Raw genomic sequence first — 14756 nt, 5'->3', positions numbered from 1 at the left:
CGGGGGGACGCACCGGTACGGGCTCCGGGCACGCGGGCGCTCCGCGGCGGGCCGGGCGGCATACGAGGGGAAGGCGGGATCGGGATGAGCACGGACGTCGTCCACGGGCTGGGGACGGTCCTGGGCGGGACGCTGCTGCTGTGGGCGGCGGTGAGATGGCCGACGGCGGTGCGCCAACGGCGGCGGGTCCGGCGGCGGTTGGCCGGATTGCTGGATCGGGAACGAGAGCGGCGCGGGGCGTCCGCCACACCGTGGCCCGCAGTGCGCGGCGTCGTACGGCGCTGGCTGCCCTCGGTCGGCGTGGTGGGTGCGGGATGGGTACTGGTCGGCGGCGTCGCCGGGGTCGGGCTTGGAGCGGTCGGCGCGGTCGTGCTGTGGCGGTGGCGGCAACGGCGGACGGCGGCCGATCCCTCGCAGGAGTACGACGTCGCGGAGGCGGCCCGTCAGTTGCCGCTGGCGGCCGACCTGCTGGCGGCCTGCATCGCCGCCGGCGCCGGTCCGGTGGCCGCTGCCCAGGCCGTCGGTGAGGCTCTGGGCGGGCCCGTCGGTGCGGCACTCGCACGCGGCGCGGCGGAGGTGCGGCTCGGCGGCGCACCGGCCGACGCCTGGCGGGGCCTGGCCGCGATACCGGGGGCTCGGGTCCTGGCACGGCTGCTGCACCGGGCCGACGAGTCGGGACTGCCCGCAGCCGGCCCCGTCGCCCGGCTCGCGGCCGACGCCCGTGCCGACTGGGCGCGCACCGCGACCGCGCGGGCCCGCCGGGCCGCTGTCCTGGTCACCGCACCCATGGGGCTGTGCTTCCTGCCCGCCTTCGTCACGGTCGGCGTTCTGCCCGTCGTGATCGGGCTGGCCGGCGGAGTGCTGGGAGGAGGCGGCCGCTGAGAGAACCACTGGCCCGACAACCGGGCCCGAAAGATCCACTGGCACCGACAACCGGGCCGAGAGAACCACTGGCACTGACGACTGGAACGAAACCTCACGGGGGTTGAGATGTGGAAGACGGTTTGGACACGACTGCGCACGTTTCTGCGCAGGGACCAGGGCATGGCCACCGCCGAGTACGCCATGGGCATCATCGCGGCGGTCGGACTGGCCGCGGTGCTCTACAAGGTGGTGACGAGCGATCAGGTCCAGGCGCAGTTGCAGGCACTCGTGAATCGAGCGCTCAGTGGCCCGATGTGAGCGCGCGGACGACCGGGGCTTCGTGACCGCGGAGACGGCCGTGGCACTGCCCGTCCTGGTGCTCGTCGCGCTGGCGCTCATGGGAGGGCTGCTGGCCATGGCCGCGCAGATCCAGTGCGTGGACGCGGCCCGTACGGGGGCCCGCGCGGCGGCCCGCCAGGATCCCGCCGACGCGGTGGTCGAGGTCGCCCGGAAGGCCGCGCCGCCCGGTGCCCGGGTCACGGTCACCCGGGAGGGCGACCAGGTCCGCGTGGTCGTCACGGCCCGGCCACCGCTGCTGCACGGGCTGCCCGTCGAGCTGCGGGAGGAGGCCGTGGCACTGGCAGAGGAGAGCACGGGCGGAACGGAGCAGAGCACAGGCGCGATGGAGGAGCGTACGGGCGGGGCGGAGGTGGTGGGGCGATGAGCCGTGCTCTGTGCGGACGTGGGATCGCGCATCCCCGGGTGGTGCCCGCGAGCCCCGTGGGGCGGTGGGCGGGGAAGGCGCGGCGCTTCGGCCGGGGCAGTGGTTCGCGGTGGCGTTCCGACCGGGGGTCCGCCTCGGTCTGGAGTGTCGCTGTGATCGCCTCGCTGTGCGTGGTGTTCGGCGCGCTGCTCGGCCTGGGGCACGCGTGCGTGGTCCGGCACCACGCGGCCGGAGGCGCCGACCTGGCGGCGCTCGCGGCGGCGGATCACTGGGCGGAGGGCGGTGCGGCGGCCTGCGCCCGGGCGGACCGGGTGGCGCACGCCCAGGGCGCCCGGCTCGTGCGGTGCGCGCTCGTCGGCGACACCTCGGACGTGACCGCGGCGTCGGGGCAGGGACCGTTCACCGCGCGGGTGAGGGCACGGGCGGGCCCGGGGCGGCTGCCGGACGCCCCGGTGCCGCCCGATCCGCCGGGACCACTCCCCGGGCCGGGGCCTACGCCCTCCCGGCCTTCTCCTCCGGTGTCTCCTGCGGCGGTGTCTCCTGCGGTGCCCCGCGCAGCAGCACCGTGAGGAGACGGACGGCACCCCGTTTGTGGAGCGGATCGTTGCCGTTGCCGCACTTGGGGGACTGGATGCAGGACGGGCAGCCGGCGTCGCACTCGCAGGAGGCGATGGCCTCGCGGGTGGCGGTGAGCCAGGAGCGGGCGGTGTGGAAGGCCCGCTCGGCGAAGCCCGCCCCGCCCGGGTGGCCGTCGTAGACGAAGACCGTCGGCAGGAGGGTGTCGGGGTGGAGCGGGACGGACACGCCGCCGATGTCCCAGCGGTCGCAGGTCGCGAAGAGCGGCAGCATGCCGATCGACGCGTGCTCCGCGGCGTGCAGGGCGCCGCCGAGGATCTCCGGGGTGATCCGGGCGGCGTCCAGCTGGTCCTCGGTGACCGTCCACCACACCGCGCGCGTGCGCAGCGTGCGGGGCGGGAGGTCGAGTTTCGTCTCGCCCAGCACCTCACCGGTGACGACCCGGCGGCGCAGGAAGGAGACGACCTGGTGGGTGACTTCGACGGAGCCGTAGCAGAGCCGGGCGTCCCCCCAGGGGACCTCGGTGTCGGTGTCGAGGACGGAGAGGGAGGTGGTGTCGCGGGCGACCGTGGTGTACGGCGGGTTCGCCTCCTCGACCAGGGCCACGGAGTCCTCCAGGTCGAGGGAGCGCACCAGGTAGGTGCGGCCCTGGTGCAGGTGGACGGCGCCCTCGTGGACGGTGGTGTGCGCGGCGCCCTCGTCGACGGTGCCGAGCAGCCGCCCGGTGCCCGCCTCGACGACCTGCACCGGCCGGCCGCCCTGGCCGCGGATGTCGGTGAGGTCGGCGGCCCGTTCGCGGCGCGTCCAGTGCCAGGCCGTCGCGCGGCGGCGCAGCAGCTTCGCGGCCTCCAGCTGCGGCAGCAGCTTTGGGCAGGCCGGGCCGAACAGGTCGAGGTCCTCGTCGGTCAGCGGGAGCTCGGCGGCGGCCGCACACAGGTGCGGGGCCAGCACGTACGGGTTGTCGGGGTCGAGGACGGTGGACTCCACGGGCCGGTCGAAGAGGGCTTCGGGATGGTGGACGAGGAAGGTGTCCAGCGGGTCGTCGCGGGCGACCAGGACGGCGAGGGCGCCCTGTCCGGCGCGCCCGGCCCGGCCCGCCTGCTGCCACAGCGAGGCGCGGGTGCCCGGATAGCCGGCGATCACGACGGCGTCGAGGCCGGAGACGTCGATGCCGAGTTCCAGGGCGGTGGTGGCGGCCAGGCCGAGGAGTTCGCCGGAGTCCAGGGCCTGCTCCAGGGCACGCCGCTCCTCGGGGAGGTAGCCGCCGCGATAGGCCGCGACACGCCGGGCCAGCGACCGGTCCACCTCGGCGAGCCGTTCCTGCGCGATCACGGAGATGATCTCCGCGCCGCGCCGGGAGCGGACGAAGACGACCGAGCGCACGCCCTGCACGGTGAGGTCGGTCAGCAGGTCGGCGGCCTCGGCGGTGGCGGTCCGCCGAACGGGTGCGCCCCTCTCGCCCTGCAGTTCGGTCAGCGGGGGCTCCCACAGGGCGAACACCAGTTCACCGCGTGGAGAGGCGTCGTCGGCGATCTCCACCACCGGCAGGCCGGTCAGCCGGCGGGCGGCGACGGCGGGCTCCGCGGCGGTGGCGGAGGCCAGCAGGAAGACCGGGGAGGCGCCGTAGCGCGCGCACAGGCGGCGCAGGCGGCGCAGCACCTGGGCGACGTGGGAGCCGAAGACGCCCCGGTAGGTGTGGCACTCGTCCACGACGACGTAGCGCAGCGCGCGCAGGAAGGAGGACCAGCGGGGATGTGAGGGCAGTATCCCGCGGTGCAGCATGTCGGGATTGGTCAGCACGTAGGTGGCGTACTGGCGGATCCACTCCCGCTCCTCGAACGGCGTGTCGCCGTCGTACACCGCGGCGCGCACGGCGTTGCCCAGCGGGCGGGCCAGGCGCTTCACGGAGCGGCACTGGTCGGCGGCCAGCGCCTTGGTGGGGGAGAGGTAGAGGGCGGTGGCGCCTCGGCCGTTCGGGGCCTCGGCGCCGTCCAGAAGGGTGGAGAGCACGGGGACCAGGTAGGCCAGCGACTTGCCCGACGCCGTGCCGGTGGCGACGACCACCGAGTCGCCGTCCAGGGCGTGCTCGGCCGCGCGCGCCTGGTGGGCCCAGGGGTGCTCGATGCCCGCCGCCCGCACGGCCGCGATGACCTCGGCGCGGATCCGGTCGGGCCAGACGGCATGGCGGCCCTCGCGCGGGGGCAAGTGCTGGGTATGAGTGATGCGCGAAGCCCGGCTCGGCCCGGAGGCGAGCCGGTCCAGGACCGCGCCCGGCGACATGCGGGGTGCGGTGTCCGTCGGGGGTCGATCGGATCGGTGATTCTTGGCCATCGGCACCGAGTGTGTCACCGGCGTGACGGACAATGGGACCAAGGCGTCGTGCACGCCTGCCGGTAAGTGATTGAATGCCATCGCGGCTGGCGAACCGTCCTGGGGGCTTCAAGCCGAGGTGTCCCGAGGGACGACCGCTCGATAGCAAGGTGCTGGAGGATCCGTGGACCTGTCCCTGTCGACCCGTACCGTCGGCGATCGTACGGTCGTCGAGGTCGGTGGCGAAATCGATGTATACACCGCGCCCAAGCTGCGCGAGCAGCTGGTCGAGCTGGTGAACGACGGGAATTTCCACCTCGTCGTCGACATGGAGGGCGTGGACTTCCTCGACTCCACCGGGCTCGGCGTGCTGGTCGGCGGCCTGAAGCGGGTGCGTGCCCATGAGGGCTCGTTGCGCCTGGTGTGCAACCAGGAGCGCATTCTCAAGATCTTCCGCATCACCGGCCTCACCAAGGTGTTCCCGATCCACACCTCGGTCGAGGAAGCGGTGGCGGCGACCGACTGACCACCGGACCCGGGCGGCGCGCCCGGGACGGAAGAAGTTCACCCGAGGGGTGGCCGGGCCGTCGACGGCCCGGCCACTCGAGAGCACGCCCGTAGTCGCGAGGGGGATGCATGGCCACCGTTGAGCTCCGCTTCAGCGCGCTGCCCGAGCACGTCAGAACCGCCCGGCTGGTGGCGGCGGCGGTGGCGCGCAGGGCCGGAGTGGACGAGGCCGTCCTCGACGAGGTCAGGCTCGCCGTCGGCGAGGCCTGCACCCGTGCCGTCGGACTGCACCGCAGCAACGGGGTCTCCGCGCCGGTGAAGGTGCTGCTGATCGAGGAGGAGAAGCAGTTCTCCATCGAGGTCGGCGACGAGGCGCCGCACTCGGCTCCCGGCGAGCGGTCCCCCGGCGCCGACACGGGCGAGCCGGAGAGCGAGGAGGACGACATGGGCCTCGCGGTCATCAGCGGCCTCGTCGACGACCTGGAGGTCAGGTCCGGCGAGCACGGCGGGCAGCTCCGCATGACCTGGCCGACCACCCCGCCCACCGCGGTACTCCCCTGACGGACGCACAGCGCGCCGTCGCACTGAAGGAGCCGTTGCACTGAAGGGCCCCACACCGTGGGGCCCTTCGGCATGTCGCCCCGCCGCCGGCACGCTCGTAGAGTGATCTCATCCGCAGAAACACACGGCGCATTACGTGAATTGCTTCACGATCGGCGGTGATGACCAGGTGATGATCAATGGCGCCGCTGCGGATCAGGAATTAATGCGTTCGGAGTATTACCGCTATCCGGTCGGCGGTCGTTCGGCGATCATTTACCGAGAGGCAAACGCAGGCCGAATCCCATGACCGCGCCCTGTTTAGATCAGGTCCCGGTACCTACAATCCCGTCCACATCTTGAGCTCAGCCCAAGCGTCAAGGAGGACGAATGGCGGGGCTTACCATCTCCCTTCACTCGGGCCACACCACCACCCTCTCCGCTGCCGTACTGACCGACGACAACCGGGTGATCGTGGCGGTTGTCGCGGCCGTCGCCGTCGCCGCGCTCGTGGTAGCCGGCGTCCTGGTGCGCCAGGTTCTCGCGGCGGGCGAGGGCACCGACGGCATGCGGCGGATCGCGTCGGCGGTACAGGAAGGCGCCAACGCCTACCTGGCCCGGCAGTTGCGCACCCTCGGCGTATTCGCGATCGTCGTGTTCTTCCTGCTCATGCTGCTGCCCGCGGACGACTGGAATCAGCGTGCCGGGCGGTCGGTGTTCTTCCTGATCGGCGCGGCGTTCTCGGCGTCCACCGGCTATATCGGAATGTGGCTCGCCGTACGCAGCAATGTGCGCGTCGCCGCGGCGGCGCGCGAGGCGACCCCGGCGCCCGGAGAGCCGGAAAAGGATCTCACCGCCGTCTCCCACAGAGCGATGAAGATCGCATTTCGCACGGGTGGCGTCGTCGGCATGTTCACGGTGGGGCTCGGACTGCTCGGGGCCACCTGCGTGGTGCTGGTGTACGCCGCCGACGCGCCGAAGGTGCTCGAGGGCTTCGGCCTCGGCGCGGCGCTGATCGCAATGTTCATGAGGGTCGGCGGCGGCATCTTCACCAAGGCCGCCGACGTCGGCGCCGACCTGGTCGGCAAGGTCGAGCAGGGCATTCCGGAGGACGATCCGCGCAATGCCGCGACCATCGCCGACAACGTGGGCGACAACGTCGGCGACTGCGCGGGCATGGCGGCCGACCTGTTCGAGTCGTACGCCGTGACGCTGGTCGCGGCCCTCATCCTCGGCAAGGCGGCGTTCGGCAACGACGGCCTCGCCTTCCCCCTGATGGTGCCCGCCATCGGCGTGCTCACGGCGATGATCGGCATCTTCGCCGTCGCGCCCCGCCGCGCCGACCGCAGCGGCATGAGCGCGATCAACCGCGGCTTCTTCATCTCCGCGGTGATCTCGCTCGCGCTGGTCGCGGTCGCCGTCTTCACCTACCTGCCCGGCAGCTACGCCGACCTCGACGGTGTCGGTGACGCCGCGATCCGCGGCAAGGACGGCGACCCGCGCATCCTCGCGCTGGTCGCGGTGGCGATCGGCATCCTGCTGGCCGCCCTGATCCAGCAGCTGACCGGCTACTTCACCGAGACCAGCCGCCGCCCGGTGCGGGACATCGGCAAGACGTCCCTCACGGGCCCGGCCACCGTGGTGCTGGCCGGCATATCCGTCGGCCTGGAGTCGGCCGTCTACACCGCGCTGCTGATCGGCCTCGGCGTATACGGGGCGTTCCTGCTGGGCGGCACGTCGATCATGCTGGCGCTGTTCGCGGTGGCGCTGGCCGGCACCGGGCTGCTCACCACGGTCGGTGTGATCGTCGCGATGGACACCTTCGGGCCGGTCTCCGACAACGCGCAGGGCATCGCCGAGATGTCCGGCGACGTCGAGGGCGCCGGCGCGCAGGTGCTCACCAACCTCGACGCGGTCGGCAACACCACCAAGGCCATCACCAAGGGCATCGCGATCGCCACGGCGGTGCTCGCGGCCTCCGCGCTGTTCGGGTCGTACCGCGACGCGATCACGACCGGCGCGCGGGACGTGGGCGAGAAGCTGACCGGGGCGGGCGCGCCGATGACCCTGATCATGGACATCTCGCAGCCGAACAACCTCGTCGGGCTGATGGCGGGCGCGGCGGTCGTCTTCCTCTTCTCCGGGCTGGCGATCAACGCGGTGTCGCGGTCGGCGGGCGCGGTGGTGTACGAGGTGCGGCGGCAGTTCCGCGACAAGCCCGGGATCATGGACTTCAGCGAGAAGCCCGAGTACGGCAAGGTCGTGGACATCTGCACCAAGGACGCCCTGCGGGAACTGGCCACACCGGGCCTGCTCGCCGTCATGGCGCCCATCTTCGTCGGCTTCACCCTCGGCGTCGGCGCGCTCGGCGCGTACCTGGCGGGCGCGATCGGCGCGGGCACGCTGATGGCGGTGTTCCTCGCCAACTCCGGCGGCGCCTGGGACAACGCCAAGAAGCTCGTCGAGGACGGCCACCACGGCGGCAAGGGCAGTGAGGCGCACGCGGCGACGGTGATCGGTGACACGGTCGGCGACCCCTTCAAGGACACCGCCGGTCCCGCGATCAACCCGCTGCTGAAGGTGATGAACCTCGTCTCGCTGCTGATCGCTCCCGCCGTCATCAAGTTCAGCTACGGCGCCGACGAGAACGTCGGCGTACGGGTACTGATCGCGGCCCTGGCGTTCGTGGTCATCGTCGGCGCGGTCTACGTCTCCAAGCGGCGGCGCACCGCCGTGGGTGACGAGGGCGACGTCGAGCGGAAGCACAAGTCGGCGGATCCGGCGGTGGTTTCGTAGACACGGCCCGGGGGTGTGGGAGGAGCCCCAGCTCAAGGGACGGGCGGGCGATGCCTGTTGAGGCGTCGCCCGCCCGTCCTGCGTGCGCCCCGCCGTGCCGCCGTGAGCCTTCTCTCGCTTGGGGCGAACAGCTGTAAGAGATCTCATAATCGGACGTTCCGCGTGTGGTCGTCTCCCGTCCGGCGTGTATGTTCCGGGGCCGAGAGCCATGGAAGGGACCAATCCGGTGAACAAGAAGCTCACGGCCGCACTGTCCGGCGGTGCGGTACTGATACTGGCACTGACGGGATGCAGCAGCAGCGACGGCGGCGACAAGGGCAACGACAAGCTGGATGCCTGGGCCAAGCAGGTCTGCGACGCGGTCAAGCCGCAGGCGCAGAAGATCAGAGCTGCCAACGCCGCGATCCAGAAGGAGACCTCGGACAACAGCCCGCCGGCACAGGTCCAGAAGACCGACGCGCAGGCCTTCCAGGACATGTCCGACGCCTACCGGGCGATCGGCGCCGCCGTGCGGAACGCCGGCGCGCCCGACGTCGAGAACGGCAAGAAGAAGCAGCAGGACGCCGTCGAGGAACTCACCCAGCTCTCGTCGTCCTACGCCTCCCTCCAGAAGCAGGTCGACGCCCTCAACACCAAGGACCAGGCGAAGTTCGCCGAGGGCCTCAAGGATGTCGCCACCGAGCTGGACAAGCTCAGCAAGAGCGGCAACGACGCGTTGAAGAACCTCGAGGAGGGCGAGGTCGGCGCGGCCATGGCCAAGCAGGCCAGCTGCCGGAACACCTCCTCGGCGGCCACGGCCTCGCCGGCGGTGAGCGGCTGACAGGCGCGCGTGCCCGGCCGTCCTCGTTCTTCGCCGCGCGGAGATGATCACCGGCTGACAGGCGTGTGCCCGGCCGTCGCCCGGCGGGACGCGCGGTGTCGGACCCAGCCGACACAATGAGGACGTGAGCGAATCCACCCTGCCCGACCTGCCCGCCGCCGACCGCCCGGACGTCGCCGCCCGGCTGCGTGACGCCCTGCTCGGCGCCTCTTTCACCGCCGACGGGCTGCTGGACCTGCTCGGCGCCCCGGCGTACGCGGCGCTGGCGCGCAGCGAGACCGTGCCGGCACTGCGGGCGACCCGCGGCGACACGCCGCTGGAGGCGCTGGTCCGGCTGTTCCTGCTGCAGCAGCCGGTGCCGCACGCGCGCCTGAAGGACGTCCTGCCCGTCGAGGAATGCCTGGCGACCGGCTGGCTGGTGCGCGCGGGCGCCGACGAGCTCGCCGCCACGGTCGACGTACGGCCCTACGGCGGCCCGGACGGCGAGGACTGGTTCGTCGTTGCCGACCTGGGCTGCGCGGTCGGCGGAGCCGGCGGCATCGGACGCGGGGACGAGGGGGTCGTCCTCGGCGTCGGGGGCGCCTCCACGACCCTGGCCGGGATCACCGTGCGCACGCCGGTCGCCTCCGCGCTCGACCTCGGCACCGGTTCCGGCATCCAGGCGCTGCACGCCTCCCGGCACGCCGGGCGCGTAACGGCGACCGATGTCAACCCGCGCGCGCTGCACATCGCCGCGCTCACCCTCGCCCTCTCCGGCGCCCCGGCCGCCGACCTGCGCCAGGGCTCGCTGTTCGAACCGGTCGGGGAGGAGGAGACGTTCGACCTGATCGTCTCCAACCCGCCGTTCGTGATCTCACCCGGCGCCCGGCTCACCTACCGCGACGGCGGCATGCGCGGGGACGATCTGTGCCGCACGCTCGTTCAGCAGGCGGGGGAGCGGCTGGCCCCGGGCGGCTTCGCCCAGTTCCTCGCCAACTGGGAGCACGTCGAGGGAGAGGAGTGGCAGGACAGGCTCAGGTCCTGGGTGCCGCGCGGGTGCGACGCGTGGATCGTGCAGCGCGAGGTGCTGGACGTCACGCAGTACGCCGAGCTGTGGCTGCGGGACGCCGGCGACCACCGCGGCGACCCGGCGGAGTACCGGGCGCGCTACGACGCGTGGCTGGAGGAGTTCGAGGCGCGCAAGGTCAGAAGCGTCGGCTTCGGCTGGATCACCCTGCGCAGGACCGACGCGGCCACGCCGTCGATCCTCGTCGAGGAGTGGCCGCACCCCGTCGAGCAGCCCCTGGGCGACACCATCCGCGCGACCTTCGACCGCATCGACTACCTGCGGGCGCACGACGACGCGGCCCTGCTGGAGGCACATTTCACGCTGGCCCCCGAGATCCTGCAGGAGCAGGTCGGGCTGCCCGGCGCCGAGGACCCGGAGCACGTCGTGCTGCGGCAGCGGCGCGGCATGCGCCGGGCCACCACGGTGGACACCGTCGGCGCGGGCTTCGTCGGCGCCTGCGACGGCACCCTCGGCGCGGGCCGCATCCTGGACGCCATCGCCCAGCTGATCGGCGAGGACCCGGTCCTGCTGCGCGACCGCACGCCCGCACAGATCCGGCGGCTGGTGGAACAGGGCTTCCTGGAACCGGCCGGGTGACCGGACCGGCCGGGTGACCGGACCGGCCGGATGACCGGCGGGGCGTCCCGGCAGCCGTAGCACACCGCAGGGCGCCGTGGATCCGCAGTGGCGAGTTCGAGCCGACTTCGGGCCGGCTGCGACCCGACTTCGGGCCGGCCGGCCGATCGGCGGCTTTCGCGCCGCCCCGCCCCTGCGCAGAGCCGCGCCCGGCTGCCCTCGCCCCGCGCCCTGCGCGCGCGGCGAGGGCAGCCGGAGGCCGAGCCCCAGCCGCCCGGGGCCCCAGCAGCCGCCGGGGTCGTCAAGGCCGCGGCAGCCGCCAGAGCCGTCGAAGCCCCCGGAGTCGCCAAAGCCCCCGGAGTCGCCAAAGCCCCCGGGGCCGTCGAAGCCGCGGCAACCGCCGGAGTACGGAAGCCGCTGAGGCCGCTGAAACCGCCGAAGCCGTCCGAATGTGAACCGTCCCCGGACGGTTACTCACCGTGCCCGGCGGGGAAGGTGCCGAAGTGCCCCGCGGCCCGGCGCGCCGCCGTCTGTTCACCGGGGGTTGGCCGCGTTGTCGCCCGCGGGTGCCAGCCTCCCGGTCCGGGGCATCGGGACGGAGGTGGCGTGGATGGAGCGCGGCCCGGCGATCTTCACGGGGATGGTGTTCGCCCTGTTCGGCGGGGCACTGCTGGTGTGGACGGCGGTTCGGGTGCGCCGCCGTGAGCCGGTGGCCGCCGGTGTGAGACCGGTCGCATCGGCCGCCCTCGCGGGCCTGGCCGCCGTGGCGGCCCTGATCCTGGGAACCTGGTGCCTGACGCACGTATGACCACCGCAGGACAAAACACCCAACAACGACAAACCCGGTAACCGGGAAATCACCCTCCGTGGAGGGCCGGTGGGCGGCCGCCCCCTCCGGGCGGCAGGAAGGGTACGAGTCGGGTTACCGTTCGAGTGGCCGTTGCGGGCTTTTCCCGTTTGACACGGGGGCGGGATGTACCGTCACACTCCGCAGCGTCAGCACGACAGCACGACCCGAGCCCCGGGAGCCAAGGCCTGGGGAGACCCAGCGTCGACCGGAGAGAAGAGCGAAGAAGTTGTCCCCGACCAGCGAGACCGCGCAGGGCGGCCGCCGACTCGTCATCGTCGAGTCGCCTGCCAAGGCGAAGACGATCAAGGGCTACCTCGGCCCCGGCTACACCGTCGAGGCGAGCGTCGGGCACATCCGTGACCTCCCCAACGGCGCCGCCGAGGTTCCCGAGCAGTACACCGGCGAGGTCCGGCGCCTCGGTGTGGACGTCGAGCACGATTTCCAGCCCGTCTACGTGATCAACGCCGACAAGAAGGCCCAGGTCAGGAAGCTCAAGGACCTGCTGCGCGACTCCGACGAGCTCTACCTGGCCACCGACGAGGACCGCGAGGGCGAGGCCATCGCCTGGCACCTGCAGGAGGTGCTCAAGCCCAAGATCCCCGTCAAGCGCATGGTGTTCCACGAGATCACCAAGGACGCCATCCAGCAGGCCGTGCGCAACCCGCGCCAGCTCAACAAGAAGCTGGTCGACGCCCAGGAGACCCGCCGCATCCTCGACCGCCTCTACGGCTACGAGGTCTCCCCGGTGCTGTGGAAGAAGGTCATGCCGCGGCTGTCGGCCGGCCGCGTCCAGTCCGTCGCCACGCGTCTCGTCGTGGAGCGGGAACGCGAGCGCATGGCCTTCCGCTCGGCCGAGTACTGGGACCTGACGGGCACCTTCTCCCCCACCTCCGGCTTCGCTCCGGCGGGGGGCTCCCCGTCCGGCCGCGCGGGCGACCCGTCGGACCCGTCGTCGTTCGCCGCCCGCCTGGCCACCGTCGACGGCAGGAGGGTCGCGCAGGGCCGCGACTTCGACTCCCGGGGACGGCTCAGGAGCGAGCAGGTCCTCCACCTCGACGAGGCGAACGCCCGCGCCCTCGCCGAGGCCCTGCAGGACACGCGCTTCACGGTCCGCTCGGTCGAGTCCAAGCCGTACCGCCGCTCGCCGTACGCCCCGTTCCGCACGACGACGCTGCAGCAGGAGGCCAGCCGCAAGCTCGGCTTCGGCGCCAAGGCCACCATGCAGATCGCGCAGAAGCTGTACGAGAACGGCTTCATCACCTATATGCGTACGGACTCCACGACGCTCAGCGACACCGCGGTCGCCGCCGCCCGCGCCCAGGTGACCCAGCTGTACGGCGCCGAGTACCTGCCGGAGCGGCCGCGCACGTACGCCTCCAAGGTGAAGAACGCCCAGGAGGCGCACGAGGCCATCCGTCCTTCGGGCGACCGTTTCCGCACCCCGGCGGAGACGGGCCTGACCGGCGACCAGTTCAAGCTGTACGAGCTGATCTGGAAGCGGACGGTCGCCTCCCAGATGAAGGACGCGACCGGCGACAGCGTCACGGTGCGGATCGGCGGCACCTCGGCCGACGGCCGGGACGTGGAGTTCACCGCCTCCGGCAAGACCATCACCTTCCACGGCTTCCTCAAGGCCTACGTGGAGGGCGCCGACGACCCCAACGCCGAGCTCGACGACCGCGAGCGCCGGCTGCCGCCGGTCGCCGAGGGCGACCGGCTCGCCGCCGAGGAGATCACCGCCGAGGGCCACGCCACCAAGCCCCCGGCCCGCTACACCGAGGCCACCCTCGTCAAGGAGCTGGAGGAGCGGGAGATCGGCCGCCCGTCGACGTACGCGTCGATCATCGGCACGATCCTGGACCGCGGCTACGTGTTCAAGAAGGGCACGGCCCTGGTGCCGTCCTGGCTGTCCTTCGCCGTGGTCAACCTCCTGGAGAAGCACTTCGGGCGGCTCGTCGACTACGACTTCACCGCCAAGATGGAGGACGACCTCGACCGCATCGCCCGCGGCGAGGCCGAGGCCGTGCCGTGGCTGAAGCGCTTCTACTTCGGCGAGAGCGCGAACGGCGCCGCGGGCGGCGTCGGCCGCGCCGCCGAGGCCGGCAACGGCGACGGCGACCACCTCGGCGGCCTCAAGGACCTGGTGACCGACCTGGGCGCGATCGACGCGCGCGAGGTGTCGTCGTTCCCCGTCGGCAACGGCATCGTGGTCCGCGTCGGCCGCTACGGCCCGTACGTCGAGCGCGGCGAGAAGGACGCCGAGGGCCACCAGCGCGCCGACCTCCCCGCCGACCTGCCGCCGGACGAGCTGACCGTCGAGCTCGCCGAGGAGCTGCTGGCCAAGCCCAGCGGCGAGCGCGAGCTGGGCCGCGACCCGCAGACCGGCCACCTGATCGTCGCCAAGGACGGCCGCTACGGCCCGTACGTCACCGAGGTGCTGCCCGAGGGCACCCCGAAGAGCGGCAAGAACGCCGTCAAGCCGCGTACGGCCTCGCTGTTCAAGTCGATGAGCCTGGACACGGTGACGCTCCAGGACGCGCTGCGGCTGATGTCGCTGCCGCGCGTCGTCGGCACCGACACCGACGGCCAGGAGATCACCGCGCAGAACGGCCGCTACGGGCCCTACCTGAAGAAGGGCACCGACTCGCGCTCCCTGCAGTCCGAGGACCAGATCTTCACGATCACCCTCGAGGAGGCGCGGGCCATCTACGCCCAGCCCAAGCAGCGCGGGCGCGCCGCGGCCAAGCCGCCGCTGAAGGAGCTCGGCCAGGACCCGGTCAGCGGTCGGCCCGTCGTCGTCAAGGACGGCCGCTTCGGCCCGTACGTCACCGACGGCGAGACCAACGCGACCCTGCGCTCCGGCGACAGCGTCGAGACGATCACCCCGGAGCGCGCCTTCGAGCTGCTCGCGGAGAAGCGGGCCAAGGGGACCGCCAAGAAGACGGCGAAGAAGGCCGCCGCGAAGAAGACGACCGCCGCGAAGTCGGCGGCGAAGAAGACGACGGCCGTCAAGAAGACCGCGGCGAAGACCACGACCGCGAAGAAGACGGCGACCAAGAAGACCGCCGCGAAGAAGACCACGGCGGCCAAGGGGGCGGAGGGCTGAGACCGCGCAGGCCCCGGCCCCGGGAGGGCCGGGGCCGGG

At 72.4% G+C, this 14756-nt stretch carries 12 protein-coding genes; 11 read left to right on the top strand and 1 reads right to left on the bottom strand.

From position 1 onward, the window contains the following. Positions 1-84: 84 nt before the first annotated feature. The 4 genes from IE225_RS12130 (at position 85) to IE225_RS12115 (ending at position 2157) form a co-directional block, all read left to right on the top strand. Positions 85-882, top strand: a complete 798-nt coding sequence (locus IE225_RS12130; RefSeq protein ID WP_190057450.1) for a type II secretion system F family protein — start codon at positions 85-87, stop codon at positions 880-882. Positions 883-990: 108 nt separating this feature from the next. Beyond that, positions 991-1182, top strand: coding sequence for a DUF4244 domain-containing protein (locus IE225_RS12125; RefSeq protein ID WP_190057449.1), 192 nt, complete (start codon positions 991-993; stop codon positions 1180-1182). Next, the gene (locus tag IE225_RS12120; protein ID WP_190057448.1) at positions 1169-1588 is read left to right on the top strand and encodes a TadE family type IV pilus minor pilin; all 420 of its coding nucleotides are present in this window, start codon (positions 1169-1171) and stop codon (positions 1586-1588) included. The genes IE225_RS12125 and IE225_RS12120 overlap by 14 nt, the downstream gene beginning before the upstream one ends. 56 nt (positions 1589-1644) lie before the next feature. Next, positions 1645-2157, top strand: coding sequence for an Rv3654c family TadE-like protein (locus tag IE225_RS12115; RefSeq protein ID WP_229879482.1), 513 nt, complete (start codon positions 1645-1647; stop codon positions 2155-2157). Here the strand turns inward: IE225_RS12115 and sftH are convergent. Next, positions 2081-4576: a DEAD/DEAH box helicase gene (sftH, locus tag IE225_RS12110; RefSeq protein ID WP_190057446.1), complete on the bottom strand. Its 2496-nt coding sequence runs from the start codon at positions 4574-4576 to the stop codon at positions 2081-2083. The genes IE225_RS12115 and sftH overlap by 77 nt on opposite strands. A gap of 82 nt (positions 4577-4658) precedes the next feature. On the opposite strand from sftH, the gene bldG reads away from it, so the two are divergent. The 7 genes from bldG (at position 4659) to topA (ending at position 14717) form a co-directional block, all read left to right on the top strand. After that, positions 4659-5000: an anti-sigma factor antagonist BldG gene (gene bldG, locus IE225_RS12105; RefSeq protein ID WP_010986038.1), complete on the top strand. Its 342-nt coding sequence runs from the start codon at positions 4659-4661 to the stop codon at positions 4998-5000. A gap of 110 nt (positions 5001-5110) precedes the next feature. After that, entirely contained in the window at positions 5111-5542 is a 432-nt protein-coding gene (locus IE225_RS12100) for an ATP-binding protein (RefSeq protein WP_190057445.1), read from the top strand. Between the two features lie 369 nt (positions 5543-5911). After that, on the top strand, positions 5912-8317 hold the full coding sequence (locus IE225_RS12095) for a sodium-translocating pyrophosphatase (protein ID WP_190057444.1): 2406 nt from the start codon (positions 5912-5914) through the stop codon (positions 8315-8317). A gap of 208 nt (positions 8318-8525) precedes the next feature. Further along, positions 8526-9137 carry a small secreted protein gene (locus IE225_RS12090; RefSeq protein WP_190057443.1) on the top strand — a complete coding sequence of 204 codons (612 nt, stop codon included), beginning with the start codon at positions 8526-8528 and terminating at the stop codon, positions 9135-9137. Positions 9138-9261: 124 nt separating this feature from the next. Then, positions 9262-10782: a DUF7059 domain-containing protein gene (locus IE225_RS12085; protein ID WP_190057442.1), complete on the top strand. Its 1521-nt coding sequence runs from the start codon at positions 9262-9264 to the stop codon at positions 10780-10782. Between the two features lie 589 nt (positions 10783-11371). After that, a complete protein-coding gene (locus tag IE225_RS12080; RefSeq protein WP_190057441.1) occupies positions 11372-11569 on the top strand; it encodes a hypothetical protein in 198 nt (65 codons plus the stop codon). Positions 11570-11837: 268 nt separating this feature from the next. Then, complete coding sequence (topA, locus tag IE225_RS12075; protein ID WP_190057440.1) at positions 11838-14717, top strand: type I DNA topoisomerase; 2880 nt, start codon at positions 11838-11840, stop codon at positions 14715-14717. Positions 14718-14756: the final 39 nt, after the last annotated feature.

Source organism: Streptomyces echinoruber (assembly GCF_014651135.1).
Classification (GTDB): Bacteria; Actinomycetota; Actinomycetes; order Streptomycetales; family Streptomycetaceae; genus Streptomyces; species Streptomyces echinoruber.
The sequence above is the reverse complement of the archived record's forward strand: the minus strand, read 5'-3'. Positions and strand labels throughout refer to the sequence as shown.

What these genes read in the sequence shown, in the direction of transcription:
- IE225_RS12130 (WP_190057450.1), top strand. Translation starts at nt 85, where the DNA reads ATGAGCACGGACGTCGTCCACGGGCTGGGGACGGTCCTGGGCGGGACG.
- IE225_RS12125 (WP_190057449.1), top strand. Translation starts at nt 991, where the DNA reads ATGTGGAAGACGGTTTGGACACGACTGCGCACGTTTCTGCGCAGGGAC.
- sftH (WP_190057446.1), bottom strand. Translation starts at nt 4,576, where the DNA reads ATGGCATTCAATCACTTACCGGCAGGCGTGCACGACGCCTTGGTCCCA.
- IE225_RS12100 (WP_190057445.1), top strand. Translation starts at nt 5,111, where the DNA reads ATGGCCACCGTTGAGCTCCGCTTCAGCGCGCTGCCCGAGCACGTCAGA.
- IE225_RS12095 (WP_190057444.1), top strand. Translation starts at nt 5,912, where the DNA reads ATGGCGGGGCTTACCATCTCCCTTCACTCGGGCCACACCACCACCCTC.
- IE225_RS12090 (WP_190057443.1), top strand. Translation starts at nt 8,526, where the DNA reads ATGGAAGGGACCAATCCGGTGAACAAGAAGCTCACGGCCGCACTGTCC.
- IE225_RS12080 (WP_190057441.1), top strand. Translation starts at nt 11,372, where the DNA reads ATGGAGCGCGGCCCGGCGATCTTCACGGGGATGGTGTTCGCCCTGTTC.